The 25,639-nt window shown below is 68.5% G+C and carries 22 protein-coding genes and 1 riboswitch; of the genes, 9 read left to right on the top strand and 13 right to left on the bottom strand.

The genetic code is table 11. The annotated features are described in order from the left end of the window. Window positions 1-225: 225 nt before the first annotated feature. Window positions 226-1,842, bottom strand: a complete 1,617-nt coding sequence (locus GBZ26_RS10040; protein WP_345772042.1) for an ABC transporter substrate-binding protein — start codon at window positions 1,840-1,842, stop codon at window positions 226-228. Window positions 1,843-2,154: 312 nt separating this feature from the next. Between GBZ26_RS10040 and GBZ26_RS10045 the strand changes: the two genes are divergently transcribed. Beyond that, window positions 2,155-3,594 carry an aldehyde dehydrogenase family protein gene (locus GBZ26_RS10045; RefSeq protein ID WP_174438724.1) on the top strand — a complete coding sequence of 480 codons (1,440 nt, stop codon included), beginning with the start codon at window positions 2,155-2,157 and terminating at the stop codon, window positions 3,592-3,594. A 165-nt stretch (window positions 3,595-3,759) separates the two neighbouring features. Here the strand turns inward: GBZ26_RS10045 and GBZ26_RS10050 are convergent, their stop codons facing one another. The 8 genes from GBZ26_RS10050 to GBZ26_RS10085 form a co-directional block, all read right to left on the bottom strand. Then, window positions 3,760-5,121: a nucleobase:cation symporter-2 family protein gene (locus GBZ26_RS10050; protein ID WP_174438725.1), complete on the bottom strand. Its 1,362-nt coding sequence runs from the start codon at window positions 5,119-5,121 to the stop codon at window positions 3,760-3,762. Window positions 5,122-5,271: 150 nt separating this feature from the next. After that, complete coding sequence (locus GBZ26_RS10055) at window positions 5,272-6,516, bottom strand: threonine ammonia-lyase (RefSeq protein WP_059399678.1); 1,245 nt, start codon at window positions 6,514-6,516, stop codon at window positions 5,272-5,274. A 16-nt stretch (window positions 6,517-6,532) separates the two neighbouring features. Beyond that, the gene (locus tag GBZ26_RS10060) at window positions 6,533-7,339 is read right to left on the bottom strand and encodes a carbon-nitrogen hydrolase family protein (protein ID WP_174438726.1); all 807 of its coding nucleotides are present in this window, start codon (window positions 7,337-7,339) and stop codon (window positions 6,533-6,535) included. 4 nt (window positions 7,340-7,343) lie between these two features. Further along, entirely contained in the window at window positions 7,344-8,399 is a 1,056-nt protein-coding gene (speB, locus tag GBZ26_RS10065; RefSeq protein WP_035682463.1) for an agmatinase, read from the bottom strand. A 29-nt stretch (window positions 8,400-8,428) separates the two neighbouring features. Further along, window positions 8,429-9,229 carry an ABC transporter permease gene (locus GBZ26_RS10070; protein WP_174438727.1) on the bottom strand — a complete coding sequence of 267 codons (801 nt, stop codon included), beginning with the start codon at window positions 9,227-9,229 and terminating at the stop codon, window positions 8,429-8,431. Then, window positions 9,229-10,083, bottom strand: a complete 855-nt coding sequence (locus GBZ26_RS10075; protein WP_035682465.1) for an ABC transporter permease — start codon at window positions 10,081-10,083, stop codon at window positions 9,229-9,231. Before GBZ26_RS10075 ends, GBZ26_RS10070 begins: the two co-directional genes overlap by 1 nt. Next, complete coding sequence (locus GBZ26_RS10080) at window positions 10,080-11,096, bottom strand: ABC transporter ATP-binding protein (RefSeq protein ID WP_344915594.1); 1,017 nt, start codon at window positions 11,094-11,096, stop codon at window positions 10,080-10,082. Before GBZ26_RS10080 ends, GBZ26_RS10075 begins: the two co-directional genes overlap by 4 nt. 290 nt (window positions 11,097-11,386) lie before the next feature. Continuing rightward, complete coding sequence (locus GBZ26_RS10085) at window positions 11,387-12,508, bottom strand: ABC transporter substrate-binding protein (RefSeq protein ID WP_174438729.1); 1,122 nt, start codon at window positions 12,506-12,508, stop codon at window positions 11,387-11,389. A gap of 185 nt (window positions 12,509-12,693) precedes the next feature. Here GBZ26_RS10085 and GBZ26_RS10090 point away from each other — a divergent pair, with 185 nt between their 5' ends. Beyond that, window positions 12,694-13,620, top strand: coding sequence for a LysR family transcriptional regulator (locus GBZ26_RS10090; protein ID WP_211104681.1), 927 nt, complete (start codon window positions 12,694-12,696; stop codon window positions 13,618-13,620). Here GBZ26_RS10090 and cysE read toward each other — a convergent pair. Together cysE and GBZ26_RS10100 are read right to left on the bottom strand one after the other, a co-directional pair. Then, window positions 13,617-14,561, bottom strand: a complete 945-nt coding sequence (cysE, locus tag GBZ26_RS10095; RefSeq protein ID WP_425514962.1) for a serine O-acetyltransferase — start codon at window positions 14,559-14,561, stop codon at window positions 13,617-13,619. The two genes, GBZ26_RS10090 and cysE, sit on opposite strands and share 4 nt — an antisense overlap. 194 nt (window positions 14,562-14,755) lie before the next feature. Then, on the bottom strand, window positions 14,756-15,679 hold the full coding sequence (locus tag GBZ26_RS10100) for a hypothetical protein (protein ID WP_174438731.1): 924 nt from the start codon (window positions 15,677-15,679) through the stop codon (window positions 14,756-14,758). Window positions 15,680-16,158: 479 nt separating this feature from the next. Here GBZ26_RS10100 and GBZ26_RS10105 point away from each other — a divergent pair, with 479 nt between their 5' ends. The 5 genes from GBZ26_RS10105 to GBZ26_RS10125 all read left to right on the top strand — a co-directional run bounded on the left by GBZ26_RS10105 (window position 16,159) and on the right by GBZ26_RS10125 (window position 20,495). Beyond that, on the top strand, window positions 16,159-17,616 hold the full coding sequence (locus GBZ26_RS10105; protein ID WP_246654140.1) for a sensor histidine kinase: 1,458 nt from the start codon (window positions 16,159-16,161) through the stop codon (window positions 17,614-17,616). Between the two features lie 22 nt (window positions 17,617-17,638). Continuing rightward, window positions 17,639-18,055 carry a response regulator gene (locus GBZ26_RS10110; RefSeq protein ID WP_174438733.1) on the top strand — a complete coding sequence of 139 codons (417 nt, stop codon included), beginning with the start codon at window positions 17,639-17,641 and terminating at the stop codon, window positions 18,053-18,055. Next, complete coding sequence (locus tag GBZ26_RS10115) at window positions 18,052-19,083, top strand: histidine kinase dimerization/phosphoacceptor domain -containing protein (protein ID WP_174438734.1); 1,032 nt, start codon at window positions 18,052-18,054, stop codon at window positions 19,081-19,083. Before GBZ26_RS10110 ends, GBZ26_RS10115 begins: the two co-directional genes overlap by 4 nt. A gap of 157 nt (window positions 19,084-19,240) precedes the next feature. Beyond that, window positions 19,241-19,615 carry a hypothetical protein gene (locus tag GBZ26_RS10120; RefSeq protein ID WP_174438735.1) on the top strand — a complete coding sequence of 125 codons (375 nt, stop codon included), beginning with the start codon at window positions 19,241-19,243 and terminating at the stop codon, window positions 19,613-19,615. Between the two features lie 127 nt (window positions 19,616-19,742). Next, on the top strand, window positions 19,743-20,495 hold the full coding sequence (locus GBZ26_RS10125; RefSeq protein WP_246654141.1) for a superoxide dismutase: 753 nt from the start codon (window positions 19,743-19,745) through the stop codon (window positions 20,493-20,495). Between the two features lie 64 nt (window positions 20,496-20,559). Here GBZ26_RS10125 and GBZ26_RS10130 read toward each other — a convergent pair whose 3' ends face one another. After that, window positions 20,560-21,240 carry an energy-coupling factor ABC transporter permease gene (locus tag GBZ26_RS10130; protein WP_040137994.1) on the bottom strand — a complete coding sequence of 227 codons (681 nt, stop codon included), beginning with the start codon at window positions 21,238-21,240 and terminating at the stop codon, window positions 20,560-20,562. 175 nt (window positions 21,241-21,415) lie between these two features. Continuing rightward, window positions 21,416-21,656: riboswitch (cobalamin riboswitch) on the bottom strand. Window positions 21,657-21,800: 144 nt separating this feature from the next. Here GBZ26_RS10130 and GBZ26_RS10135 point away from each other — a divergent pair. Beyond that, complete coding sequence (locus GBZ26_RS10135; RefSeq protein ID WP_174438736.1) at window positions 21,801-23,729, top strand: glycosyltransferase family 9 protein; 1,929 nt, start codon at window positions 21,801-21,803, stop codon at window positions 23,727-23,729. Between the two features lie 206 nt (window positions 23,730-23,935). After that, the gene (locus GBZ26_RS10140) at window positions 23,936-25,087 is read left to right on the top strand and encodes a glutathionylspermidine synthase family protein (RefSeq protein WP_246654142.1); all 1,152 of its coding nucleotides are present in this window, start codon (window positions 23,936-23,938) and stop codon (window positions 25,085-25,087) included. An 82-nt stretch (window positions 25,088-25,169) separates the two neighbouring features. Here GBZ26_RS10140 and GBZ26_RS10145 read toward each other — a convergent pair whose 3' ends face one another. Beyond that, window positions 25,170-25,394, bottom strand: coding sequence for a hypothetical protein (locus GBZ26_RS10145; protein WP_114861627.1), 225 nt, complete (start codon window positions 25,392-25,394; stop codon window positions 25,170-25,172). Window positions 25,395-25,639: the final 245 nt, after the last annotated feature.

The raw sequence follows: 25,639 nt of genomic DNA on the forward strand, positions 1-25,639 counted from the left end.
GCCGCGCAGCGGGCAGGAGAGAGAGCCGTCGGCGCCAGCGTGCGCGTGGGGTGTGGGGGGGGGCGGCCCCTCCCCCCCACCGCGGGAGGGGGGGGGGGGGGCGGCCCCCGCCACGGGGGGGGGGGGTGGGGGACGAAGCCAAGGATAAGGGCGCTGATCCTTGCACGACCCTCACCCGCCCGCTTCGCGGGCACCCTCTCCCCAGAGGGGAGAGGGGATGAACGCTCACTTCGCGGGGGTCACCTTCTGCGCCAGCGTGTACTGGTCGGCGCGCGGCTCGTAGCTCAGCCCTTTCTTCATCGCCCAGACCGTCACCTCGTAATGCAGCGGGATGATGATGTCGGCGTCCATCGCCCGCTTCACCGCGGCCTGGAGCAGCTTTTCCCGCTTCGCGTCGTCCACGGTCGCCAGCGCCGTGTCCAGCATCCCGTCCAATTCCGGGTCGGAGTAGCTGGTGTAGTTGGTGGTGCCGTAGCCCTTCTCCTTGATCGGCGTGGCGATCAGCGCCTTCAGCGGCGACGACATCTCGCCCGAATCGGCGCCCCAGCCGGCCAGGAAGACGCTGTATTCCTGCTTGTTGCGCTTGGAGAAGAAGACGTTGGCGGTGGTCGCGTCGACCTGCGTCTGCACGCCGATGCGGGTGAACATCTGGGCGACCGCCTGGGCCACCTTGTCGTCGTTGATGTAGCGGTCGTTCGGCGTGCCGAGGGTGAGCTGGAAGCCCTTCGGGTAGCCGGCCTCGGCCAGGAGCTGCTTGGCCTTGTTGGCGTCGGTGGCGACCGTCACCTCCGGGTTGTTGCCGTAGAATCCGGCGGGGAGATACTGGTTGGCCGGCTCCGCCACCCCCATCATGATGCGCTTCACGATGGCGTCGCGGTCCACCGCCAGCGACAGCGCCTTGCGCACCTTCGGGTCCTTCAGCGGGTTCTTGCCATCGGTGCCGGTGATGGTCGGCGGGGTGTCCTGGACGCCCAGCGCCAGATAGATCACGCGGTTCGACTGGGCCTGGGCCAGGGAGACGTTGGGGGCGGACTTCAGCCGCTCGATGTCCTGCACCGGAGGCGATTCGATCATGTCCACGTCGCCGGCGAGCAGGGCGGCGACGCGCGGCCCGTCGCTGGTGATCGGGCGGAAGACCACCGTATCCCAGGCGGCCTGCGGACCCCAGTAGTCGGGGTTGCGCTCCAGCACCTGCCGGTCGCCCTTGGTGTAGGACTTGTGCTTGAACGGCCCGGTGCCGATCATCAGCGAGCCGTCGTTGAAGGCCTGGGTGGTCGGCCAGGAATCGGCCTTGCAGCCCGCCTTGTCGAAGGTGACGGCCTCGCCGCCCGCCGCCTTGGCGGAGATGATGCCGAAGGTCGACAGCTCCACCGGCAGCAGCGGGTAGGGCTTGCCGGTCTTGATGATCAGGGTGTGCGGGTCCGGCGCCTCGATCCCCGCGATGCCCTTGGTGTAGACGGTGAAGGAGGAGGGGCTGTTGGCGACGTTCGGGATGCGGCAGACCGAGTAGACGAAGTCCTGCGCCGTGAACTCCGTGCCGTCGTGGAACTTCACCCCCTTGCGCAGCTTGAATTCCCAGGTCGTCTCGTCGACGGCGCGCCAGCTTTCGGCCAGTTCGGGCTGGAGCCGCATCTTTGCGTCCATGCTGACCAGCGATTCGAACACATGCTTGCGGGCGCGCGTGTTGGGGCCGAGGTTGTGGTAGTGCGGGTCGAGCGCGCTCGGCTCCGCCGAGGTGCCCACCGTCAGGGTGGCGGCCTGCGACGGTGTCGGGGCCGCGGCCAGCAGGGCCAGGGCTGCCGCCGCCGGCAGGACGTGTTTCAAGGTTCCGGAACGCAGCACATCCGCAAGACGCCGATCACCTAAGGCCATCCCTCGTCCCCCTGATTGTACGTTTGAAGTGTACCCGTGAAGCAGGCTCCCAGCCCTTGGACCACGGTTCTTGCGGCCCGATTCTTGTCGTTCGGCTCGCCGCGAGTGGGGCGGCGGCACGTATGTGTTCAACGATCAGACCGTGAAACCATTGAACTGTCAACAGGGTCCGGTCTTCTGACCTATCCGGATTTTCCCGATGGAAAGCTTTGGCAAAAGGCGCCTGACGGGGCAGGATCGTTTCACCCGAAAATGCCAACGAAGAGAGCAAGGGGATTAGAGATGAAGACCTGCCAATCCTTCTACATCGGCGGCGCCTGGACCGAACCCGCGGCGGGCGCCACCGTGATGGAGGTGTTGAACCCGGCGACGGAGCAGGTGTCGGGCACCGTTGCGCTCGGCGGGCCGGAGGACGCGCAGCGCGCGGTGGTGGCCGCCCACGCCGCCTTCGACGGCTTTTCCCGCACCCCCCTGAACGAGCGGCTGGAGCTGCTGGCCGCCGTCTGCGCGCTCTTCGAGAAGCGCATGGACGAGGTGGCCGACGCCATCACCGAGGAGATGGGCGCGCCCCTGGCGGCGCTGTCCAAGCCGGCGCAGGCCTTCATGGGGCTGGCCCATTTCAAGACCGCGCTGGAGGCCGCCCGCGAGTACCCGTTCGAGCGGACCCGCGGCACCACCCGCATCCTGCGCGAGCCGGTCGGCGTCTGCGCGATGATCACGCCGTGGAACTGGCCGATCAACCAGATCGCCTGCAAGGTCGCCCCGGCGCTCGCCACCGGCTGCACGATGGTGCTGAAGCCCAGCGAGTTCGCCCCCTATTCGGCGTGGATCTTCGCGGAGATCCTGCACGAGGCCGGCGTGCCGGCGGGTGTCTTCAACATGTTCTACGGCGACGGCGCGGTGGTCGGCCCGGTGCTGGCCTCGCACCCGCTGGTCGACATGGTGTCGCTGACCGGCTCCACCCGGGCCGGGGCCTCGGTCTCCCACAACGCCGCCGACAGCATCAAGCGCGTGTCATTGGAACTGGGCGGCAAGTCCGCCAACATCATCTGCGAGAGCGCCGACCTGACCAAGGCGGTGACCCACGGCGTGCGGTCGATGATGTCCAACACCGGGCAGAGTTGCAACGCGCCGTCGCGCATGTATGTCCCGGCCTCCCGCCTGGACGAGGCGGAAAAGATCGCCGCCCAGGTCTGCGCCCGCCTGGTGGTCGGCGACCCGCGCGGCGACCGCACCGGCGTCGGCCCGATCGCCAACCAGCGCCAGTACGAGCGGGTGCAGCGCCTGATCCAGGCCGGCATCGAGGAGGGGGCGTCCCTGCTGTGCGGCGGTCCGGGCCGTCCGGAGGGGCTGGAGCGCGGCTTCTTCGCCAAGCCCACCGTCTTCAGCCGCGCCACCGACGGCATGACCATCATGCGCGAGGAGATCTTCGGCCCGGTGCTGACCATCCGCCCCTACGAGGACATCGAGGAGGCGATCCGCAGCGCCAACGACTCGCTCTACGGCCTGTCCGGCTACGTCTACGCCGGCACGGTGGACGAGGCGCGCGCGGTGGCGAAGCGCCTGCGCACCGGCATGGTGCATCTGAACGGCGCCTCCATCGACCTCGCGGCCCCTTTCGGCGGCTACAAGCAGTCCGGCATCGGCCGCGAGTGGGGCGAGGTCGGGTTCGAGGAGTTCTTGGAGACCAAGTCCGTCTACGGCAGCGAGCCGGCGGCGTAAGAGTTTGAAATAGCGTCCTGAGTTCCCTCTCCCCTTCGGGGAGAGGGTGCCCGCGAAAGCGGGCGGGTGAGGGTAAAGCCAAGGATCAGGGCGCTGCTCCTCACCGAACCCTCACCCTCCCGCCACTGCGTGGCGGGTCCCTCCCTCTCCCGGGACGGGAGAGGGCTATGCCTCCGCGGTCTTGGCGGCGGCGACGAACTCCTCGCCGGTCGCCTTGCCCAGCCCGTTGAAGAACAGGTTCAGCAGGACCGCCGCGATGGTGCCGAGAAGGATGCCGCTGTGCAGAAGCGGCGACAGGAAGGGCGGCATCTTCTGGAAGATCTTGTCGGCGACCAGCGGCACCATGCCCAGGCTGATGCTGATGGCGACGACGTAGATGTTGCCGCGGTTGGTCGTGTAGTCGACCTTCGCCAGGATCTTGATGCCGGTCGCCGCGACCATGCCGAACATCACCAGCCCGGCCCCGCCCAGCACATAGGCGGGGACGGAGGCGACGACGTGGGCGAGCTTCGGGAACAGGCCGAAGGCGACCAGGATGACGCCGCCGGCTACGCAGACCCAGCGGCTGCGCACCCCGGTGATCCCGACCAGCCCGACATTCTGCGAGAAGGAGGTGTAGGGGAAGGTGTTGAAGACACCGCCGATCAGCGTGCCCAGCCCGTCCGTGCGCAGGCCGCGGGTCAGCTGCTCCGGCGTCACCGGGCGGCCGACCATCTCGCCCACCGCCAGGAACATGCCGGTGGATTCGATCATCACGACGATCATCACCAGCGACATGGTCAGGATCGACCAGAACTCGAACACCGGCATGCCGAACTGGAACGGGTGGATCACGTCCACCCACTTGGCCTGTCCCACCCCGTCGAAGCTGACCAGCCCCAGAACCATGGTCAGGGCGAAGCCGGCGACGATGCCCAGCAGGACCGAGATGTTGGCCCAGAAGCCCTTGGCGTATTTGGTCACCAGCAGGATCACCGCCAGCACGAACAGCGCGACGCCAAGATAGAGTGGATCGCCGAAATTCGGGTTCCCGGCCCCGCCGCCGGCCCAGGTGATGCCGACCCGCATCAAGGAGATGCCGATGATGGCGATGACGGTCCCCGTCACCACCGGCGGGAACAGCGGCAGCAGGCGGCCGACCAGCGGGGCGGCCAGCGTGGCGAAGACGCCGGCCCCGATCACCGCGCCGTAGATGCCGAGAAGCCCCAGCGACGGGTTCCCCGCCATGGCGACCATCGGTCCGACCGCGGCGAAGGTGACGCCCATCATCACCGGCAGGCGGATGCCGAACTTCCAGAAGCCCAGCGTCTGGATCAGCGTGACGATGCCGCAGGCGAACAGGTCGGCGTTGATGAGGAGCGCGATCTGGTCCTTGGGCAGCTTCAGCGCGCCGCCGATGATGAGCGGCACGGCGATGGCCCCCGCATACATCACCATCACATGCTGCATCCCCAGCGCCAGCAGGCGCAGCAGCGGAAGCTTCTCGTCAACCGGATGGGTTGGCTGTGATGACTCCACCGATGACATGATCCATGACCTCCGCGAATGAACAGGCGCGAAGTGCATGGCCTGTGCCACAACCGGCGGGGCGGAGGATCGTGGTGGGGTCCGCCCGGATGTGCCGCGAAAGGCGGCGACACTCGGGCAGGCTGCGCAATCCGTGGGCAGGCTTTTGCGTCAAGGCCGCGCGCTGGACAGCGGCTGCGCCGCTTCCGCCACCACCGCCTTGCGGACGGGCAGACCGGCGCCGCGCAGGGCTTCGGTGATGCGGTCGCCGTGGCCCTCGTCCTCCACCTCGATCAGCAGGGCGACCTCGGCGGACTTGACGGAGAAGGCGCCGAACAGGCGCTGATGCTGCACGTCGATGATGTTGCCGCCGCACTCCGCCACGATGCGGGCCACTTGGGCCAGCGCGCCGGGCTGGTCGGCCACGTCGATGTCCAGGTTGATCAGGCGCCCGTCGCGGGCGAAGCCGCGCATCAGCACGTTGGCGAGCGTGCGCGTGTCGATGTTGCCGCCCGACACGATCAGGCCGACCCGCTTGCCGCGGAAGCGCTCGGGATGGAAGAGCAGGGCGGCCAGACCGGCGGCCCCGGCGCCCTCCGCCACGGTCTTCTCCACCTCGATCAGCATGGCGATGGCGCGCTCGATCACCGCCTCGGGCACCAGCACCACGTCGCAGCCGTTCTGCTTCAGGATGTCCATGGGCCGGTCGCCGACGTCGCGCACGGCGATGCCTTCGGCCACCGTCGGGCCGCCGACCTTGACCGGCTGCCCGGCGAGGCGCTGCGCCGCGGCGGGGTAGGTCTCCACCTCCACGCCCACGACCTCCAGGCCGGGGCGCAGCGCGCGGGCGGCGACTGCCGCCCCCGCCGCCAGTCCGCCGCCGCCCACTGGGATGGCCAGCGCGTCGAGGTCCGGCACCTCCGCCAGCATCTCCAGCACAACGGTGCCCTGGCCCGCGATCACCGCGTCGTCGTCGTAGGGATGGACGAAGACCAGCCCGTCCCGCTTGGCGAGGTCGTGGGCGAAGGCCGCCGCCTCGGCCAGGGAATCACCCTCCAGGATGACGGTGGCGCCGTGGTAGCGCGTGCGCTTGACTTTCACGAAGGGGGTGAAGCGCGGCATGACGATGGTCGCCGCGATGCCCAGCCGCTTCGCGTGGTAGGCCACGGCCTGGGCGTGGTTGCCGGCCGACATGGCGATCACCCCGGCCTGCCGCTCCTCCGGCGTCAGGTGCAGCAGCCGGTTCGCCGCCCCGCGCTCCTTGAAGGACGCGGTGAACTGGAGGTTCTCCAGCTTGACCCAGACCTCGGCGCCGGTGATCTGCGACAGGGTTTCCGAGCGCAGGAAGGGCGTGCGGCTGATGCGTCCGGCCAGCCGTTCGGCGGCGGCGTGAATGTCGTCGATGGTGACCGGCATGTGTCCTGTGCTTCCTCTACGAACCGCCCTTCCCAGGCGCGCTGAAGACCGCACCGTACAGGTCCGGGCGGCGGTCCGCCAGATGTGTGCCGACCCGGCGCAGGGCGGGGTCGAGATCGACGGTCAGCAGCGCCTCCCCGTCGCCGGCCCGCGCCAGCACCGATCCGTCCGGCGCCGCCACGCTGCTGAGTCCGCAATAGCGCAACGTCCCCTCGCGCCCGCAGCGGTTGGCGTAGGCGACGAAAATCCCGTTCTCGAAGGCGCGGGCGGGGACGATGGTGGTGGCGACGACCTCGTAGGGCGTCATCAGCGCGGTCGGCACCAGCAGCGCGTTCACCCCGGCCAGGGCGTGGCGGCGCACCAGCTCGGGGAACTCCACGTCGTAGCAGATGGCCACGCCGACCCGCATCCCGCCGACCTCCGCGGTCGGGAAGGCGTCGCCCCCTGGTGCAAAGGAGCCGCGGTCGAGATCGCCGTAGAGATGCGCCTTGCGCTGATTCAGCAGGGGACGCCCGTCCGCCCCGATCAGCTGCGCGGCGTTATAAACGGCGCCGTCCTCCCCCCTCTCCGGATAGCCGTAGAGGATGGCGATGCCGTGGCGCTGGGCGATGGCGGCGACCCGCGCGGCCATCGGCCCGTCCGCCGGCTCGGCCAGGGCACGCACCGTCTCCGCGCCGATGTCGTAGCCGGTCAGGCCCATTTCCGGCCCGACCAGCAGGGCGGAGCCGCGCCCCGCCACCTCTGCCGCCGCCCGTTCCAGACGGTCGAGGTTGCGGTGCGGCGCACCGGGCTCCGCGTCCGCCTGGAACAGGCTCAGCCGCATGGCGTCAGCCTTGCTTCTGGCGGTTGGCGAGGGCGCGCACCGACAGGCAGAGGATTTCGAACAGCATTTGCGCGCCGGCGTGGGCGGTGTTGGTCGTCGCGTCGTACTGCGGCGCCACCTCCACCACGTCGCCGCCGATGATGTCCAGCCCGTCGAGCCCGCGCAGGAGCGCCAGAGCCTCCCGCGTGGTCAGGCCGCCGACCTCCGGGGTGCCGGTGCCGGGGGCGAAGACCGGGTCCAGGCAATCCACGTCGAAGGAGACGTAGACCGGCCCGTCGCCCACCACCTTGCGCGCCGTCTCGATGACGCTGGCGATGCCGCGCTCCGGAATGTCCTCCGCGTGGATCACGGTCATGCCGCTGTCGTAGGAGAACTCCCACAGATACTCGGTGCTGCCGCGAATGCCGATCTGCACCGTGCGCTCCGGGTCGAGCACGCCGTCCAGCACCGCCTGCCGGAACGGGCCGCCATGGTGGAACTTGGCGCCCTCGTAGGGGCCGCCGGTGTCGCAATGGGCGTCGAAATGGATCATGCCCACCGGACGCTCGCGGCCCAGCGCCTTGAGGATCGAATAGGTGATGGAATGGTCGCCGCCCACCGACAGCGGGACGACGCCGGCGTCCATCACGCGGTTGTAGAAGGCCAGGATGTCGCCGTGGCAGGCCTCCAGGCTGAAGCGGCTGGACAGCGGCACGTCGCCGACGTCGGCCAGCTTGCAGGAAGCCGCCGGGACCATGCGCAGGGCGTGCTCGTAGGGGCCGATGCGCTCCATCCCGCGCACGGCGCGCGGGCCGAGGCGGGCGCCGGCCCGGTTGGTGACGCCCAGGTCCATAGGCACGCCGATCAGCGCGATGTCCAGCCCGCCGAAGTCCGCGGCGTCGGCCGCGTCGGGGCGGTAGGGGGCGTCGAGCAGGGTGGACACCCCGGCGAAGGGCTGCACCCGCTTGCCGCCGGAGAACTGGAGGGCGGCCACCCGCTGGAACTCCGGATCGTGGAAGTCGTCGCCGCCGGAGCCGCTGTACTTCGTACGCAAACGATCAAGCTTCTGAGGGTCGATCATCGTCCGGATCTCTTCAAAAAGGAAAAGGGTCAGTCGTTTTTGGCCCAGGCGCCGAGAAGGCGGGGCAGGTCGCCGAACCACGCGATCAGCCCGAAGACCACCGCCGTGAGCGACACGAACAGCACCGTCACGGCGGCCATGGTCGGGGTGTAGCCGTAGCGGAGCGCGTTGAAGATCTTGATGGGCAGCGTTTCCAGCGTGAAGCCGACCACCATGTAGGCCACGATGTACTCGTTCAGCGACAGCACGAAGGCGAAGGCGAAGCCGGAGATCACATAGGGCCGCACCAGCGGCATCACCACCGTGCGCAGCACCGTCCGGTCGTCCGCCCCCATGGTCGCCGCCGCCTCCACATAGGAGCGGTCCACCGCGCCGAAGCCCAGCGACAGCGTGACCAGCGGCAGCGTCACGAAGAACACCGCGTGGCTGACCACCACCGTCCAGGGCGACCCGTACTCGCCGACCGCCGCCCAGAAGCTGAGGAAGCCGAGCGCCGTGATGACCGGCGGCAGGATGAAGGGCGTCATGCCCAGCACCTCGAACGCCCGCGCCCAGGGGGCGCGCCAGCGCCACAGGAACCAGGCCAGCGGGAAGGCGATCAACACCGCCAGCGCCGCCGACAGGGTGGCAACGACGAGGCTGGTGATCAGCGCGCCGCGCCAGCCGGGATCGGTGAAGACCTCCGCGTACCAGGCGAGCGAGAAGCCCTGCGGCGGGAAGGTCAGGGACTTCTTCTCGTTCACCGAGACGCCGGCCACCACCAGGATGGGGGCGGCCAGGATCAGGGCGATCAGGCCGGCGGCCAGGGAATTCAGCGCGCGCATCAGCATCAGGCCGTCTCCTCCCGCCGCCCGGCGAGCAGCGCCAGCCCGACCAAGGCGAGGCTGACCAGCACCAGGAAGACGGCCATCGCCGCCGCGAAGGGCATGTTGGACTGGTAGATCGCCTGATCGGTGATCAGCACCGACAGCGTCCAATGCTGGGGCCGCCCGAGAAGCTGCGGCAGCAGGTAGGAGCCCAGCGCGAAGACGAACACCATGATCGTGGTCGCCACGATGGTGTTGCGCAGCGCCGGCACCACCACCGTGAAGAAGGCGCGCAGCGGCGAGGAGCCGAGCGTGCGCGCCGCCTCCTCCAGATAGGGGTCGAGGCGGGCGAGCGCCGGGTAGAGCACCAGCACCGTGTAGGGGAAGGCCTGATAGACCAGCCCGGCCAACAGCGCGCCGAAGCTGGGGCTGAGCGATTGCGGCTCGGCCATCAGGCCCAGCGCCACGAACAGGTTGGTGATGCCCGCCGTGCGCGACAGCAGGGTGGACCAGGCGAAGCCGATGATGACTTCCGACAGCGACAGGATCGACAGCAGGAAGACCAGCCAGCGGATCTGCGCGCCGCGCGACAGCTTGACCAGCCGATAGGTGAAGGGAAAGGCGATGCCCACCGACAGCGCCGCGACCAGCGCCGCCAGCCCCAGCGAGAAGGACATCACCCCGCCGAAGAAGGCGGTCAGGAACCGCTCGTAATTGGCGAAGACGAGGTCCGGCTCGTAGAAGCCGCCGGGCACGCGTCGGAAGACGCTGACCGCGATCATCAGGCTGAAGGGGATGACGAAGAAGACGACCAGCATCAGCGCCGGGAAGAGGATCGGCGCGTGCTCGGCCAGACCGCGGGGCGCGCGGCGGATCATTGCGGGCGCTCCGCCATCGGCGGCAGCACGACGCAGGCCGCCGGGGGGAACTCCACCGCCAGGGTGCCGCCGGGGGCGACCGGCGGGCGGTCCTGCGGGCGGGACAGCGCGACGATCTCCCGCCCGGCGACGTCAATGCGGAATTCCACGCTGGCGCCGAGGTCGCGCATGAAGGACAGCGTGCCGGTCAGCCGGTTCGGCCCGTCCGTTCCGGCGGGATGGACGATCACGTCCTCCGGCCGGACGGACAGCAGGACACGGCCCGTCGGCGGCAGGTCGGGCAGATGCAGGGTGCCGCCGGGCACGGCGGCGGTGCCGGGGGCGGTGACCTCGCCCTCCAGCAGGTTGGTCATGCCGATGAAGTCGGCGACGAAGGCGTCGGCGGGCTGGCGGTAGACCTCCATCGGCGGGGCGGCCTGATGGATGCGGCCCTGCGACATCACCACCACGAGGTCGGCCATGGTCATCGCCTCCCGCTGGTCGTGGGTGACGACGATGGTGGTGATGCCCAGCCGCTGCTGAAGCTGCTTCAGCTCGATCTGCATGGCCTCGCGCAGCTTGGCGTCGAGCGCCGACAGCGGCTCGTCCAGCAGGAACAGCTTGGGCGACAGGGCGAGCGCGCGCGCGATGGCGACGCGCTGCCGCTGCCCGCCCGACAGCTTGGAGACCGGCCGGTCGGCCACGCCGGGCAGGCGCACCAGCTCCAGCAGCTCGTCGGCGCGCTTGCGCTGCTCGGCCTTCGTGGCGCCGCGGATGCGCAGGGGGTAGGCGATGTTCTCCCCCGCCGTCAGGTGCGGGAAGAGGGCCAGCGACTGGAACACCATGCCGAATTCCCGCGTGTGGGCGGGGGCCGTGGTGATGTCGCGCCCGTCGATGACCAGCCGTCCGCCGGAGGGGTCCTCCAGCCCGGCGATCATGCGCAGCAGCGTCGTCTTCCCGCAGCCGGACGGGCCGAGCAGGCAGACGAATTGCCCGTGCGGGATGCGCAGCGACGCGCCGTGCACCGCGGTCACGGGACCGTATCGTTTGGTGAGACCGTCGAGGACAAGGGCTGACATGGGATGGCTTTGTCTTGATGGAACCTATGTTCCCTCGCCCCTCTGGGGCTCGGAGCCGCCGGCCAAAGGCCGGTTGAGCGCCGAAGGCGATCAAAGGCGGAGAGAGGGCGCGAGGCTTGCGAGCGACCGGGTTAGGGTGAGGGGGCGCCCATAGGGCGTCAACGCAGCCTTATTGCAGTGCGTGGTCGGCCTGCGGCCGCCCCCTCATCCCAACCCTTCTCCCCAGAGGGGAGAAGGGCCTTCACTCAACCCACGATCATTTCCGTCCACTTCTGGTTCAGCCAGTCGGACTTGCTCGTGTAGAGGTCGTAACGCGGGATGATCGGCGCGATGTCGGAGGACACGGCGGCGAACTCCTGGTCGGTCAGGTCGGTCATCTTGCGGTCGATGGTCGGGGCGGTGCCGACCTTGCGCGACAGCAGGGCCTGGATCGACGGCTGGCACATGTAGTCCACGAAGACGTGGGCGAGATCGCCGGCCTTGGAGGCGCGGGTGACCGCCCAGCTGCCGGAGTCGAGGATGCCGCCCTCCTTCGGGAAGGTCGAGCGCACCGGCTGCCCGTCCGCGGCGGCGAGGCCGGTCACGTCGTGGTAATACTGGCCCATCGGGATCTCGCCGGACTTCAGCGAGGCCTCGAACTGCGCCTCGTCGCGGTACCAGAGCTTCACGTTGGACTTCAGCTCCGCCAGCTTCTTGAAGCAGTCGAGCTGCCCCTGCTCGCTGTCGAGATGCTTGGTGCCGCCGAAGAAGGTGGCCGCGGTGACCTCCAGCAGGAAGCTGTTGCTGACCAGCGCCAGCAGGCCGAGCTTGTCCTTGTTCGCCGGGTCCCACAGGGCCGCCCAGCTGTCCGGGGCCTGCGGGTAGCTCTTGGTGTTGGTGACCAGCGTGATGTACCAGGACACCGCGCCGATGCCGCTGACCTTGCCGTCCGGGTACTTGTTGACGAGGTGCGGGACGACCTTGGCGGCGTTGGGGATCTTCGACAGGTCGAAGGGCGCCCACAGCTCCGCCGAAGCCCCCTTCAGCATCGCCACCTGCGACATCATCGAGACGTCGGCGGGCGCCTGGCGGGCGCGGGCCGCCTGTTCGAGCTGGACCAGCCACGCTTCGCCGGTCGGCTCGGCGATGGCCTCCACCGCGATGCCGGTGGCTTTGGAGAATTCCGGGAAGATGTGCTTTTCGAAGGATTCCTTGAAGTAGCCGCCGTAGACGCCGACCTTCAGCGTCTTCGACTGGGCGCGGACGATGTTCGGAAAACCGATGGCGGCCACCGTGGCCAGCGTGCCCGCTCCGGCCAGAACGGCGCGCCGGCTGATGCCGCCGGCCAAAGCGGCGTGAAGTCCCTGCTTACCCGTCGTCTCGTTCATGGATGCGACCTTTCCTTGCGGACGAGCTTATCTGTTCGTGAGGCCAGCATTGCGGCCTGCGGTCATTAGACGCCCGGCGCCGTTGCCCGAAAATCAGAAAGTTTTGTATCTTACTTCGATCCGGGTCGAAGTATCGGGCGTGCCGGACCCGGCGGGTGGGGCAGGGGAGGGCGGGCGTCGTGGCGATGATTCAGCTGGAAACCGTGGATCTGCGCCTGTTGCGGTTGTTCATGACCATCGTCGAGGCCGGCGGATTCAGTGCGGCGCAGAGCGAACTGAACCTGTCGCTGTCCACCATATCCACCCATTTCGCCGATCTGGAGACGCGGCTGGGCCTGCGGCTGTGCCGGCGGGGACGCTCGGGATTCCAGCTCACCCCGGAAGGGCAGGCGGTCTATGACGAGGCGCGGCGCGTGTTCGACACGCTGGAGCGTTTTCGCGGCCGGGTGCGCGGCCTGCGCGAGCGGCTGACCGGCACGCTGGCGGTCGGGCTGGTGGACAACACGCTGACCGACCCGCGCGCCCCGCTGGAGCGCGTCTTCGCCCGCTTCACCGAAGCGGCGCCGGAGGTCTCGCTGATCATCAACGTGCGTCCGCCGAACGAGCTTCTGCGCGACGTCATCGGCGGGCAACTCCAGCTTGCCATCGCCAGCTTCCCGCGCATCGTGCCCAGCCTGTCCTACCAGGACCTCTACAACGAGACGATCCACTTCTGCGTGGCGGACGGGCACCCGCTGTTCGCCCAGCCGGACGAGGCCATCGACCTCGACGAGATCCGCCGCTACCGGCTGGTCGCGCGCAGCTATTGGGGATCGCGCGACCTGAAGATCTTCGCGATTTCAACGCCCAAGGCGACGGTCAGCGACATGGAGGGGGCGGCGCGGCTGGTGCTGTCCGGAGCCTATCTCGGCTATCTGCCGGACCATTATGCGGCGCCCTACGTCAAGGCCGGGCGGCTGCGGGTCCTGCTGCCCAAGGTGCTGTCTTATCAGGCGCCCTTCCAGGTGGCCTTCGACGCCAACCGCTCCAAGAGCCCGGTGGTGGACCTGTTCATCGCCCTGACCCGCGAGGAGATGACCGCGCCGGAGTTCCGGAGCGGCCAGGGCCACTAGATGTGATATTCCGGCTCCGGCACCGTCTGGTCCATGGCGAGCGCCGGCACCGTGTCGCGGCACCAGCCGACGATCCGCGCCGGGACGCCGACCACGGTGGCGCAGGGCGGCACGTCCTTCAGCACCACGCTGCCGGCCCCGACCTTGGCGCGGCTGCCGATCTCGATGTTGCCCAGGATCTTGGCACCGGCCGACAGCAGGACGCCGTCGCGCACCTTCGGGTGGCGGTCGCCATGCTCCTTGCCGGTGCCGCCGAGCGTGACCTCCTGAAGGATCGACACGTCGTTGCCGACCACCGCGGTTTCGCCGATCACCACGCCGGTGCCGTGGTCGATGAAGACGCCGCGCCCGACCGGAACCGCCGGGTGGATGTCCACCGCGAAGACCTCCGACACCCGGCTTTGCAGGAAGTGGGCGAGGTCGCGCCGCTCGCGCCGCCACAGCCAGTGGCCGATGCGGTGCCATTCCAGCGCGTGGAAGCCCTTGTAATACAGGAACGGCGTCAGGCAGTTGTCCGCCGCCGGGTCGCGCGTGCAAATGGCCTGGAGGTCGGAGCAGGCCTCTTCCACGATGCAGGGCGCGTCGGCGACGGCCGAGCGCACGAGCATCGCGAGCTGGTCGGCGGAGATGTAGGAGTCGCCCAGCTTGCGCGCCAGCAGGCTGCCCAGCGCTGAGGGGAAGTCATGGTGCAGCAGGATGGCGGTGTCGATGAAGGGGCGCAGCCAAGGCTCCTTGACGACCACGCTTTCCGCCTCGGCGCGCAGCATCGCCCACATGCCGTCCACGCCTTCCAGAAGAGGGGTTTCCGGACGGTCCAGTTCCTTTAGGCTCTGGTCCTTGAGGCCCTGTTCCTTGAGGCCCTGTTCCTTGAGGCCCTGTTCCTTGAGGCCCTGTTCCTTGAGGCCCTGTTCCTTGAGGCAGGGGGCGACGATGTGGTTCATGGCACAGATGTCCTGATGTTCCCGACCGGCCCGGTCGTCGGTCCGGTCATGGCTCCTTCAACAGGCCGGACCGAACCCTAGCACGCCGCTTTCCGGAAAGGGAGCCATGTCGTGGGAAATGAAGGGTCACCACGGAATTTTACACATTTTTATACTGTGAAAAAATGTGCGCGCCATCCGTGCGACACACGAGCTTACCACGTGATCACGTAGTCGCCCGTGTAGGGACTGGATCCCACCTGCATGTTCTTGGTGCCGAACGCTTCCTGCAAAGCGGAGGCGTTGCCGTTCACGGTCATCCCATTGGCGCTCCACCCATTGGAATCGTGGGAGACCGTGAACTCGCTCTTCGACTGCACGAGGTTGGAGTCGCTCACGGCGTGTATTTTCATCGTTCCTTGTTGCGCGGCGGCGAGTTCGGCTTCACGGCTGGCGATGATGTCGTCCCATCCGTCCTCCTTTTTCAGGGAACCGGAGGCAAGTCCGTTTCTCATGCGGCTGATTTCATCCGGGTATGCTTCAAGGACCAATTTCTTCCGGTCGGCCAGAGCTTGGTCCATCGTTTTCGGCATCCCGTCGTAAAGCCCCTGGAGAGACCTGACCGTGCCGTAGATGTTTCTCTCCGCCTCGCTCAACTGGTTCAGCTGATCGTCATCGAGCGCAGGCAATTGGGAAAGCTGGCCGTCGCGAACGAGGGCCCGGACCTGATCGTCCGCAACGGCTTTGGCGGCATTCCGGAAGACATCCGACTTCGCCCATTCCTTGACGGCGGCGATGCCGTCCGACGCCGGCCCCGATGCGCCCGGCTTGGACGGCGCGCCGCTGTCGGCCCATTGCGTCATGGCCATAGGGCTGATGGAAGCCGGGATCATGGCCGCGGCGTTGCGGCCGCCCCCCGCCAGATGCGCCGCAAGTTGGCTCGCAACGGCGCGCTCCTGCTCCGCCTTCGCCATCAGCGCCTTGGCGCGATCAGACAATTCGACCTTGGAAGACGGGCTGAAACCGCTCGCGGCGGCGGTGTCGGCCTTCTTCACGAACACGTCCGTCGTCGTATGAGGGGTTGCACGAGCAGGCGGAAGGTTGCCCATCGGTGAACCGGTGGCGCTGATGGCACTCATGATTTCCAACCCTTTCCGTTGGGTTGCAAATTGCTTAACAAATTCCCGTTTCACAATCAAATGGCAATAAGCGATTCATCGGCCTGCTCGAAAATTACTTAGTAATCAAATAATTTTTAACGCAGCGGTGGAGATTGAAGTCGCGGAATAGAAATCGAAGACTGTTTTTGACAGGGGCGGCCAGTCCTTTCTGGACATCGCCGACCTGGAGCGACTGACGGTGACGGCCAAAGTGGGCGAGGCGAACATCAACCGCTTGCGGGTCGGGCAGGCGGTGACGGAATGGCGCAGCGGGGAGGGGCTGGGTAGCGGCCAGGGGTTGGAGTCAGCCTGTCGCAGGGCGGCGAGGACCACATCATCGCTTTTTGGTTGCTTGCCCTTGGTGGCGCGTTAGCATTCGGGCCTCCTCCAGACCTGGTTCCGATCAACCGCCCGCGATGTCCACATCCAGCGCCACCGTCACCCGCCGATCCCTGCTGATGCTGTTCGCCGGCGCGGTGGCGCTGTTGGGAATCGTGACGATGTCGGGGTGGCTGGCGGAAAGCACAGGGCACTATTCCCAGGCCGTCGGGCGGATGACCGCAACGCGGGTTGCCGCGGGGACGCTTCTCAGCCAGCTTCAGGATGCCGAGATCGGGCAGCGCGGCTACCTCCTTACCGGGGACCGTCGGTACCTCAAGCCCTATGAGGCGGCCAACGAGGCGGTCAACGACACCATTGCGCGGATGCGCGGCTTCGCCGAAGGGGATGCCGGTGCGTCGGCCATTGTCGAGCGCCTCGCCGTTCTTGCGACGGCCAAGCGGGAGGAACTGGCGGAAACCATCGCGTTGATGCAGGCGGGACGCAGGGACGAGGCCTTGGCCATCGTGCGCACGGGCCGCGGGATGAGGTTGATGGACGATGCCCGGCGTTCACTCGCCGATCTCATCATGCCGGCCGACGCTCAGCTCGCCGCCCAGCTCGCCGCGCTGAACAGCCAGGCCGGGATGTCGCGCTGGGTGGCGACACTGGGCGGTCTGTTCATTCTCCTGGTGGTCGGCGGGGCCGTGTGGATCGTGCTGCATCACACCCGCAATCTCGTGCAGGCGCAGCAGGCGATCCAGGCTCTCAACGATTCCCTGGAACAGCGCGTGTCGGAACGCACCGTCGCCCTGCGGAGAGCCAACGATGAAATTCAAAGATTCGCCTACATCGTCAGTCACGACCTGCGGGCGCCGCTGGTGAACGTGATGGGCTTCACCAGCGAGTTTCAGGAGGGGCTGGCAAGCCTGCGCGCCCATATGCACCGCCAGCCGGCGGGTCAGGACGACGCCATGGCGGCAGAGGCGCGCCGGGTGGCGAACGAGGACCTGCCGGAAGCCATCGGCTTCATCCGTGCGTCGACGACGAAGATGGACCGCCTGATCAACGCCATTCTCGTCCTGTCGCGCCAAGGCAGCCGGACGCTGACCCTGGAGCCCATCTGCACGCGGGCCCTCCTTGAGAACACCGTGGCCAGCGTTCATCACCAAGCCAGCGAGTTGCGGTGCGTCATCGACATCGCCGGCTCCCTGCCCACCGTCGTGTCCGACCGGCTCGCCCTGGAGCAGATTTTCGGAAACCTGATCGACAACGCGATCAAGTATCTCGATCCGGCCCGGCCCGGCCGGATCGAGATCCGAGGATACGCCGAGGCGAAGCGCCAGGTCTTCGAAGTCATCGACAACGGGCGGGGGATCGCGCCGGGGGATCACGAGCGCATCTTCGAACTGTTCCGCCGTTCCGGCGTGCAGGATCGACCCGGAGAGGGAATCGGGCTGGCCTACGTCCGGACCATGGTGCGGCGTCTTGAGGGCGAGGTCACCGTCGACTCGATTCTTGGACAGGGCAGTGTCTTTCGCATAAGCCTTCCTGAAAGCCCGACCCTGTCCCTGCAAAGGCTGGCTGATGACGCGTGACCCACTGGCGGCGTGCATTGTCATGATCGAGGACGATGAAGGCCATGCCCGGCTGATCGAGAAGAACATCCGCCGGGGAGGGATGACCAATGAGATCGTTTCCTTCACCAACGGCACGACCGCGCTCGCCTATCTGTTCGGTCAAGACGGAACCGGCCGGGCGAGCGCCGGGCGGGCTCTTCTTATTCTGCTCGATTTGAACCTGCCGGACATGACGGGGGGCGACGTTCTGGCCAAGGTCAAGGCCAACCCGTACACGAAGCGCTTTCCCGTGGTGGTTCTGACGACCACGGACGACCGGCAGGAAGTCCAGCGTTGCTATGATCTGGGGGCCAGCGGCCACATCACCAAGCCGGTGAACTACGAAAGCTTCGGCGATGCGATCCGGCAACTGGGCCGGTTCTTCACGGCCATCCAGGCTCCCGAGGCGGAAGCATGATGGATTCGGCCGTCCGCCTCCTCTACATCGATGACGACATCGCCCTGGCCCGACTGGTGCAACGGAAGCTCGGACGGCGCGGTTATGTGGTGGAATGCGCAGCGAGCGGCCAGGAAGGCTTGGCCCGCGTGGCGCAGGGCGGCATTTCGGTGGTCGGCCTGGATCACGAGATGCCGGACGCGATCGGGTTGGACATTCTTCCTGCGCTGCTGGCAGGTGCGGATGCGCCGCCGGTCGTTTATGTCACCGGGGCCGGCGATACCCGGGTCGCGGTTGCGGCGCTGAAGGCGGGCGCCTCCGACTATGTCCCCAAAGAGAACGGCGACGGGTTTTTCGATCTGCTGGTCGCCGCGATCGAGCAGGCGATCCAGAAAGCCCAGCTCCGCCGGGAACGGGAATTGGCGGAACGGCAGGTGCGCGCCGCGCGGGACCGGGCCGAGCTGCTGCTGCAGGAGGTCAATCACCGGGTCGCCAACAGCTTGGCGCTGGTGGCGGCGTTCGTCCAACTGCAAAAGTCCTGCCTCTCCGATCCCCTGGCCCGTGCCGCCCTGGAGGGAACCCAGGCGCGCATAACGGCGATCGCCGGCATTCACCGGAGTCTCTACACCTCCGGCGACACGCGCTCCGTCCAAATCGACGTCTATCTGAAAGCGTTGCTGGCCGACATGCACTCCGCCATGGCCTCGCACCGTCCGGATGCGTTCCTTGTCACCGCCGACACGGTCCTGGTGCCGACCGACAAGGCGGTGTCCTTGGCGGTGATCGTCACCGAGCTGGTCACCAATGCCTGCAAATACGCCTATCCGGAAGGCCGGACCGGCAGCATCCGTGTCCGCGCGGTGGCTGTCGACGGTCAGTTGTCGGTGAGTGTGGAGGATGACGGGGTCGGCTTTCCCGCCGGCGGCGCTCCGCAGGGAACCGGCCTCGGCACCCGCATCGTTCATGCCATGGCGTCCAACCTGGGGGCGATGCTGCACCATGACCGCCAGCACAACGGCACGCGGATGACGCTGACGATGCCGTTGTGATCGCTGCGCGGTCATGCCGGGTTGAGATGTCCGGGCTTCCGGCCCCCGCCTCGCCGAACGGGGGTGGCGGGTTAATCCTAAGGGGCCTTTGCCGTGGCGGCGTCATCGGTCGGATGATGGTTTACCCGATCGAACGAGTCCCCGGAGCCATTCCGCCATGCCCACATCGCCGCACGGATCGCCCGACCGCGGGCTGAAACCATTCATTCTCGCCGTTCATCGCGAAGCGCTGGAAACCGCCGCGGCAAAGGGGCTGACCGGCGCTCTGGCCCAGGTCGCCGCCCTCCAGGACACCGCCAGCCTCGCCTCGGCCAAGGCCGGACGGCCGGTGACGGAGGAGGAGGTGATGCGCCTGCTGCTGCGGGAACGCCGCACCCTCAGGATCCGCGAGGCGGCGGGAGCGCCCCTGGTCGCTCCGGTCAGGAAGCCGGCGGCGGCGCCCTCCCGATTCCGTCTGGGACGCTGGCGGACCGTGGCGATGGGGGTCGCCTGGTCGGCATCCGCCGGCTTGGCCGGAAAGGTCCGGTTGTAGGAGTCGGGCCATGCACCGTGCGCCGGTACCGAGTGGGTACGCCCATTGCCCTGTTGAGTGAGGCGCGGGGGGCACTGAGGCTGTCGCTTCCCCGCTGTTCGGCACGAAACACACAATGGGAGGTCTCATGTCCGTTCGCCTGGATCGCCGCCAACTGCTGCTGTCCGCCGGAGCCGCCGCGCTGGTGCTGGCCGTGGCGCCGCGCTTCGTCCTGGCCCAAACACCAGGGGCCCAAACCCCGGGCGGCAAGGGCTTCACGCTGCCGCCGCTGCCTTACGCCCCCGCCGCGCTGGAACCGCACATCGACGCGACGACCATGGGCGTGCATCACGGCAAGCATCATCAGGCTTATGTGGACAACCTCAACAAGGCGCTCGCCAACCACGGCGACCTTCAGTCGATGCCGCTGGCCGACCTGCTGAAGCGCGTGCCGGAACTGCCGGAAAGCATCCGCACCGCGGTGCGCAACAACGGGGGCGGTCACGCGAACCACAGCATGTTCTGGAGCATCATGGGGCCGAACGCCGGCGGCGCCCCGGACGGCGAGGTCGGTGCCGCCATCACACGCGACTTCGGCAGCTTCGACGATTTCAAGACGCGCTTCAACACGGCGGGCGCCGGGCAGTTCGGCAGCGGCTGGGTCTTCGTCACCGCCGATCCGTCGTCGGGCAAGCTCGCCATCGCCGCCCGCCCGAACCAGGATTCCCCGGCCATGGAGGGCGTGCCCGTGCTGATGGGCAACGACGTGTGGGAGCACGCCTACTACCTGAAATACCAGAACCGGCGCGCCGACTATCTGGCGGCCTGGTGGAACGTGGTCGACTGGGGGGCGGTGAACCGCCGCTACGCGGCGATCCGCAAGGGCGAACTGGTGATTTGAACGGAAAAGGGCGGCGGGTCATCCCCGCCGCCCTTTTCGTGAACCGTCCGGTCCAGGGAGCCGGTCAGGCGCCCTGGTGCAGGCGGATGTTGAACAGCGGGCCCTGGCTCTGACGGCGCAGCGCCTTGGCGACGGCCAGCACGGCGAGGTCGGCCAGCGGCTCGACGATGATGACGGTCATGTAGGCGGCGCCGAAGGAGGCGACTTCCGTCATGGTCTCGGCGGTGAAGCCGTGGCCGTAGAAGGCCCAGAAGGCCACCCAGGCGACGATGCCGCCCTGGTAGGCGGTGGAGAGGGCCAGCGCCTGCGAGTACTTCAGGTCGACATAGGGGGTGGCGTCGGGAACGATCCGCTTCGCCAGCAGGCTGATGCCCCACAGCGGGACCAGCAGCGTGGTGACGTTCATGCCGTACTGCGGCAGGTCGAACGGCGCGAAGAACAGGCCCTGGATCAGCAGGCCGGCGGCGAGGCCGATGGAGGCCGCACCGGCGCCGAACAGCAGGAGCAGCGTCGAACCGAGGATCAGGTGAACCTCCGACACGCCCACGGGGTGGTGCGGGAACACCTCGAAGAAGCTGAAGACCAGCGCGGTGGCGATCAGGCTGCGCAGCACCAGCGGCGCGACCCCGCCGTTGTTGCGGACGTCGTCGCGCGCCAGCTTTCCGGCCATCGCGAAGCCGCCGGCGGCCGTCGCGTAGCTGAGAGCGATCTTGGCGCCGTCCACGACGCCGGGTTCGATGTGCATGCTCTATGCCCTTTCCGAGTCTGCCATGCGTTGGGAGGGGCGTCGTTGCTGGCAGGCACCGGCATCGCAACCCCCTTGGTCCCCTTGGATGGGAGCACCGGAGGGACGGCTTGCGGAGGACGGGCGGCCGTCGGGCCGGACATCGGCAAGCGACCACCGGGGCACCCCGCCCGAGGACGTACGTTCGGTTACGGCAGGTCTCCTGGCTTGCGGGTCAAGGCGGCATCGCCCGGCCTTCCCGGCGCCCGTTCCCGCAGGCGGTGCCAGTGACACGGAAAGGACGATGCCGCTCACCGCTCACAGTTGCGGGGGCAGCGCCGGATTTGCCGTTTCTCCCCCTTCGGGGCGGCGCGCACCGGCTTCCCTCTTAGCCCCGCGACCGGAGGGCGCGGGGAACCATAACCGGCGCCAGGGTAGGGGCGGGGTCCCCCGCCGTCAAGAGGGGGATCGCAACCCGTCGGGGGAGTCGCACGGCTTCCTTGACACCGCTCCCGCGGAACCGACAAGGTCCGGCGGACTGCGCGGGGCCGGATCAACGGGCGAAGGACGGGATTGCGGGCATGCTACCGGTTCATTTCCTGACCATCGTGCTGAACGGCGATCCCTTCATCCGCTACCACCTGGAGGTGTTCCGCCAACTGCCCTTCCCCTGGCATTGGCACGTCGTGGAGGGGGTGGCGGAACTGGTCAACGACACCGCCTGGAGCGTGACGCAAGGTGGACGCGTCCCGCAGGATCTGCATCGCGACGGCCGCAGCGGCGACGGAACCTCGGCGTATCTGGACCGGATCGCCGCGCAGGAGCCTGGGCGCGTGTCGGTCTACCGCAAGCCGCTTGGCACGTTCTGGCGGGGCAAGCTGGAGATGGTGTCCGCCCCATTGGCCACCATGACCGAGGAATGCCTGCTCTGGCAGGTCGACGCGGACGAGCTGTGGACGGTGGAGCAGATCACCCGTGCGCATCGTATGTTCCTCGACTCGCCGTCGCGCACCGCAGCGCTGTATCTGTGCCATTTCTTCGTCGGACCGTCCCTGGTGCTCGACAGGCTGGACAGCTATGGCAACCACCGTTCCTACGAATGGCTGCGGACGTGGCGGTATCGGCCGGGAGACGCTTGGCAGTCGCACGAACCGCCCCGGCTGACGCGCTCCCTTCCCGATGGCACCGTCGTCGATCTCGGCGCGGCCAACCCCTTCCTGCACGAGGAGACGGCGGCGGGCGGGCTGGTCTTCCAGCATTTCGCCTACGCCACGCGGGAGCAGGTCGCGTTTAAAGAGATCTATTACGGCTACGACGGCGCGGTCGGGCGGTGGGAGGCCCTCCAGGCGGCCGGTCGAGCGGTCGGCAGCGGCACCCTTCCGTTGCGGGGCTTCTTCCCCTGGGTGACCGATGCGGCGACCGTCGCGCGCGCCGAGCATGCCCTGGTGGAACCGCTGGCGCGCCCGGACGCCGAGGGAAGCTGGGGTTTCGTGCCGCCGGCACGGGGCACCTCGACCGCCCCGGCGGTGGCGCTGCTGCGGGACGCCGGTTCCGCCGTCCGCCGCCGCACGCTCGTTCCCGGCGAACCGCCGCCCTTTCCCACCGACCTGATCCGGAACGTCGGCCTGTTCCTGCTGGACGGAGCCGGCGCCGTGCTGCGGGCGTCGGGCTTCCTGCGGGAGTTGCGGCGCGCCTTGCCGCTGGCCCGGATCACTGTTTTCGCGACGCCGGACGCGGAGGCGGCGCTTGCCCTTTGCCCCTATGTCAACCAGCGGGTCACCCTGCCGCCGCTGAAGGGGCGGGCGCCCGACGACGCCCTGGTGAGCGCGGTGCGCCAGGAGATCGGCCAGCAGTTCCGCGGTGGCTTCGACCTCGCGGTCAACCCGATCCGCGGCGAGGATGCCAGCTTCGCCAACCGCCTGATGCAGGACACCGGCGCGCCGCTCCGCCTCGGTTGCAGGGTCGGTCGGCCGGTGCGCGGCTATTACGCCGACGCTTTCCTGACCCACGTCGCGGCGACTCCCGCCGGCCTGCTGGGGGCGTTGGCCGCCGGGGAGCCGGACCCCGTCACGGAGGTCTGGGCCTCCCCCGCCGGCGAGCGGGCCGCCGCTGCGCTGCTGGCCGAGGGCGTTCCGGCGCGCTGGCGCTGCGCGGTCGGGCTGTCCGCGTCCGCCGGCGCCGGCAGCCTGTCGGAGCTGTGCCGCAGCCTCGCCGCGCGGGGCGACACCGCGCTGGTCCTGGTCGGCGAGGAGGCGGCGAAGGGGGCCGCAGCGCGCATCGCCGGAGAGACGGGGGCGGCCTGCCGGAACGCGGTCGGGCGGCTGGGTTTCGACGGGCTGTGCGCCCTGCTGCGGCGCTGCGACCTGTTCGTCGGGACCGGCGCGCCGGCGGAGGACATCGCCGTGGCGGCCCGGCTTCCCATGGTGGGAACCGGCCCGGCGCACGGCGATCCGACCGCCGAGGCGATGGAAAGCGCCATCGCGGGCTGGCTGGCCGACCGCGCCTATTGACGGGCGTTCCACCCGGCCTGTGAGATCCACGAGGGGAAGCGTGGAAAAACGGAGGGGCGGGCGCGCAAGGCGCTTGTGTTGGCGCGTTTGCGCCGCAATGATCCGCCCCCACCAAATCCCGGACGGCCGCAAGCGGCGCGCCGCAGCGGGGCAAAACCATGGATTGAATCCGGCGGCCCGGTAAGCACACGATGCGCAGAGCAGTCATGAAACCCCGTGCGGATTGGCGTCCGGGGCTCCGCAAATACCCCTATGGCGTCCGCGCCATGAACGCCGGCGCCTTCTGGCGCGAGGACGTGCGGTACGAGTTCTCCGCCCATCAGATCGACCTGATCGAAAGCGTCGCCGACGAGCTGCACACCATGCTGCGCGAGGCGCTGCGCGCGACGGTGGACGGGCGGGCGCTGGCCCGGCTGGGGGTGCGCGGCGGCGTGGCGCGGCTGCTCGAAGCGTCCTGGAACGACTATTGGGCGGCCGGCCGGCTGAACGAGCGGGCCGGCGCGCTGATCGGGCGGCTGACGCTGGCCTATGACGGGCGCGATTCGGTCAAGCTGCTGGCCTGCAACTACGACACGCCGGAGGGGCTGTTCGCCGCCTCGATCATCCAGCGCAACTGGCGCGAGGCCCTGATGGGCGACGCCAACCAGTTCAACGGCCTGCACGAAGGGCTGGTGGAGCGCTGGGAGGAGCTGGCGGCGGGGATGCCGGGCCGCGGCCTCGTCCATCTAGCCTGCGCCACCCCCGACCCGATGCGCGAGAGCGAGCTGGTCTATCTGGCCGCCACAGCGGCGGAGGCCGGCATCGCCACGCATCTGCTGCCGCTGCAGAGCCTGGGCTGGGACGGCCGGCGCTTCATCGACGACGAGGGGCGGGCGGCCTCCTGGCTGGCGAAGATCTACCCCTGGCAGGGGCTGGCCGACGACGCCTTTCTGCAGAAGCTGCGGATGGGCGGCATGAGCATGCTGTCGCCGCTGTGGTGCTGGCCGATGTCGAACCATGGGCTGCTGGCGACGCTCTGGGCGCTCTACCCCCGCCATCCGAACCTGTGCCGCGCCGCGCTCGACCCCGAGGAACTCGCCGGCTGCGACGCGGTGACGGAGCGCAGCCTGTTCGGGCTGGACGACGCGGCCCAGCGCATGACGTCGCATGGCCGCACCATTTCGGACACCGGCAGCGCCGAGTATCCGGGAGGGCGGGTCTGGATGGAAACCCCGCCGATCTTCGAGGAGGAGGGCGTCCACGCGCTCCTGCACTGCTGGACCATCGGGGACAAGTGCCTGGGCATGTCGGTCCGTGAATCGGCGGACCCACGGGTCGGCTCCGACGCGGCGATGGTGCCGCACATTTTCCGCGGCTGACGCGCTTTCACGGGGTGGAAGGAACCCGCCCTGTGCCAACGGGGCGCAGGGCGGGCGCTTCGGCGGCGATCACCGGCAGGCCTCAGCGGCCGCGGCCCGGCGCGAAGGGATTGGGCAACGGCGAGCCGAACGCCGCCCGACGGGCGTCCCGCCACGCGACGTCGTTGCCGACGCCGCTGTGGGTGGCCGACACCGACACCACCTGACTCTGGTGGCGCAGCCAGCCGCGCAGCTTTTCTTCGAACCGGTGGGCGTCCTGGGCGTCCGCAACCTCCAGTTCCATCGACATCTGCAGCTCGGTCTTCATGGCGTTCCTCCTCTGGACCGTTCCGTTGGACAAACAGCCGGACGGGCCACTGGTGCCAAAAAAACAGAAAAGGGCGGGGAACTTTCCCCGCCCTGCGCTGCAACACCGTAAATGCGATGGCCGTCGATGCCAGTGGCGGCGCCGCCGCTCACTTCCCTTCGGGCTTCGCCGGGCGGGCCGGCTTGGCGATGCTGGCGATCTGCTTCTGCAGGTCGTCGATCTGCTTCTGAAGCTCTTCATAGGTG

The sequence above is a fragment of the Azospirillum formosense genome, from assembly GCF_013340925.1.
Lineage (GTDB): Bacteria > Pseudomonadota > Alphaproteobacteria > Azospirillales > Azospirillaceae > Azospirillum > Azospirillum formosense.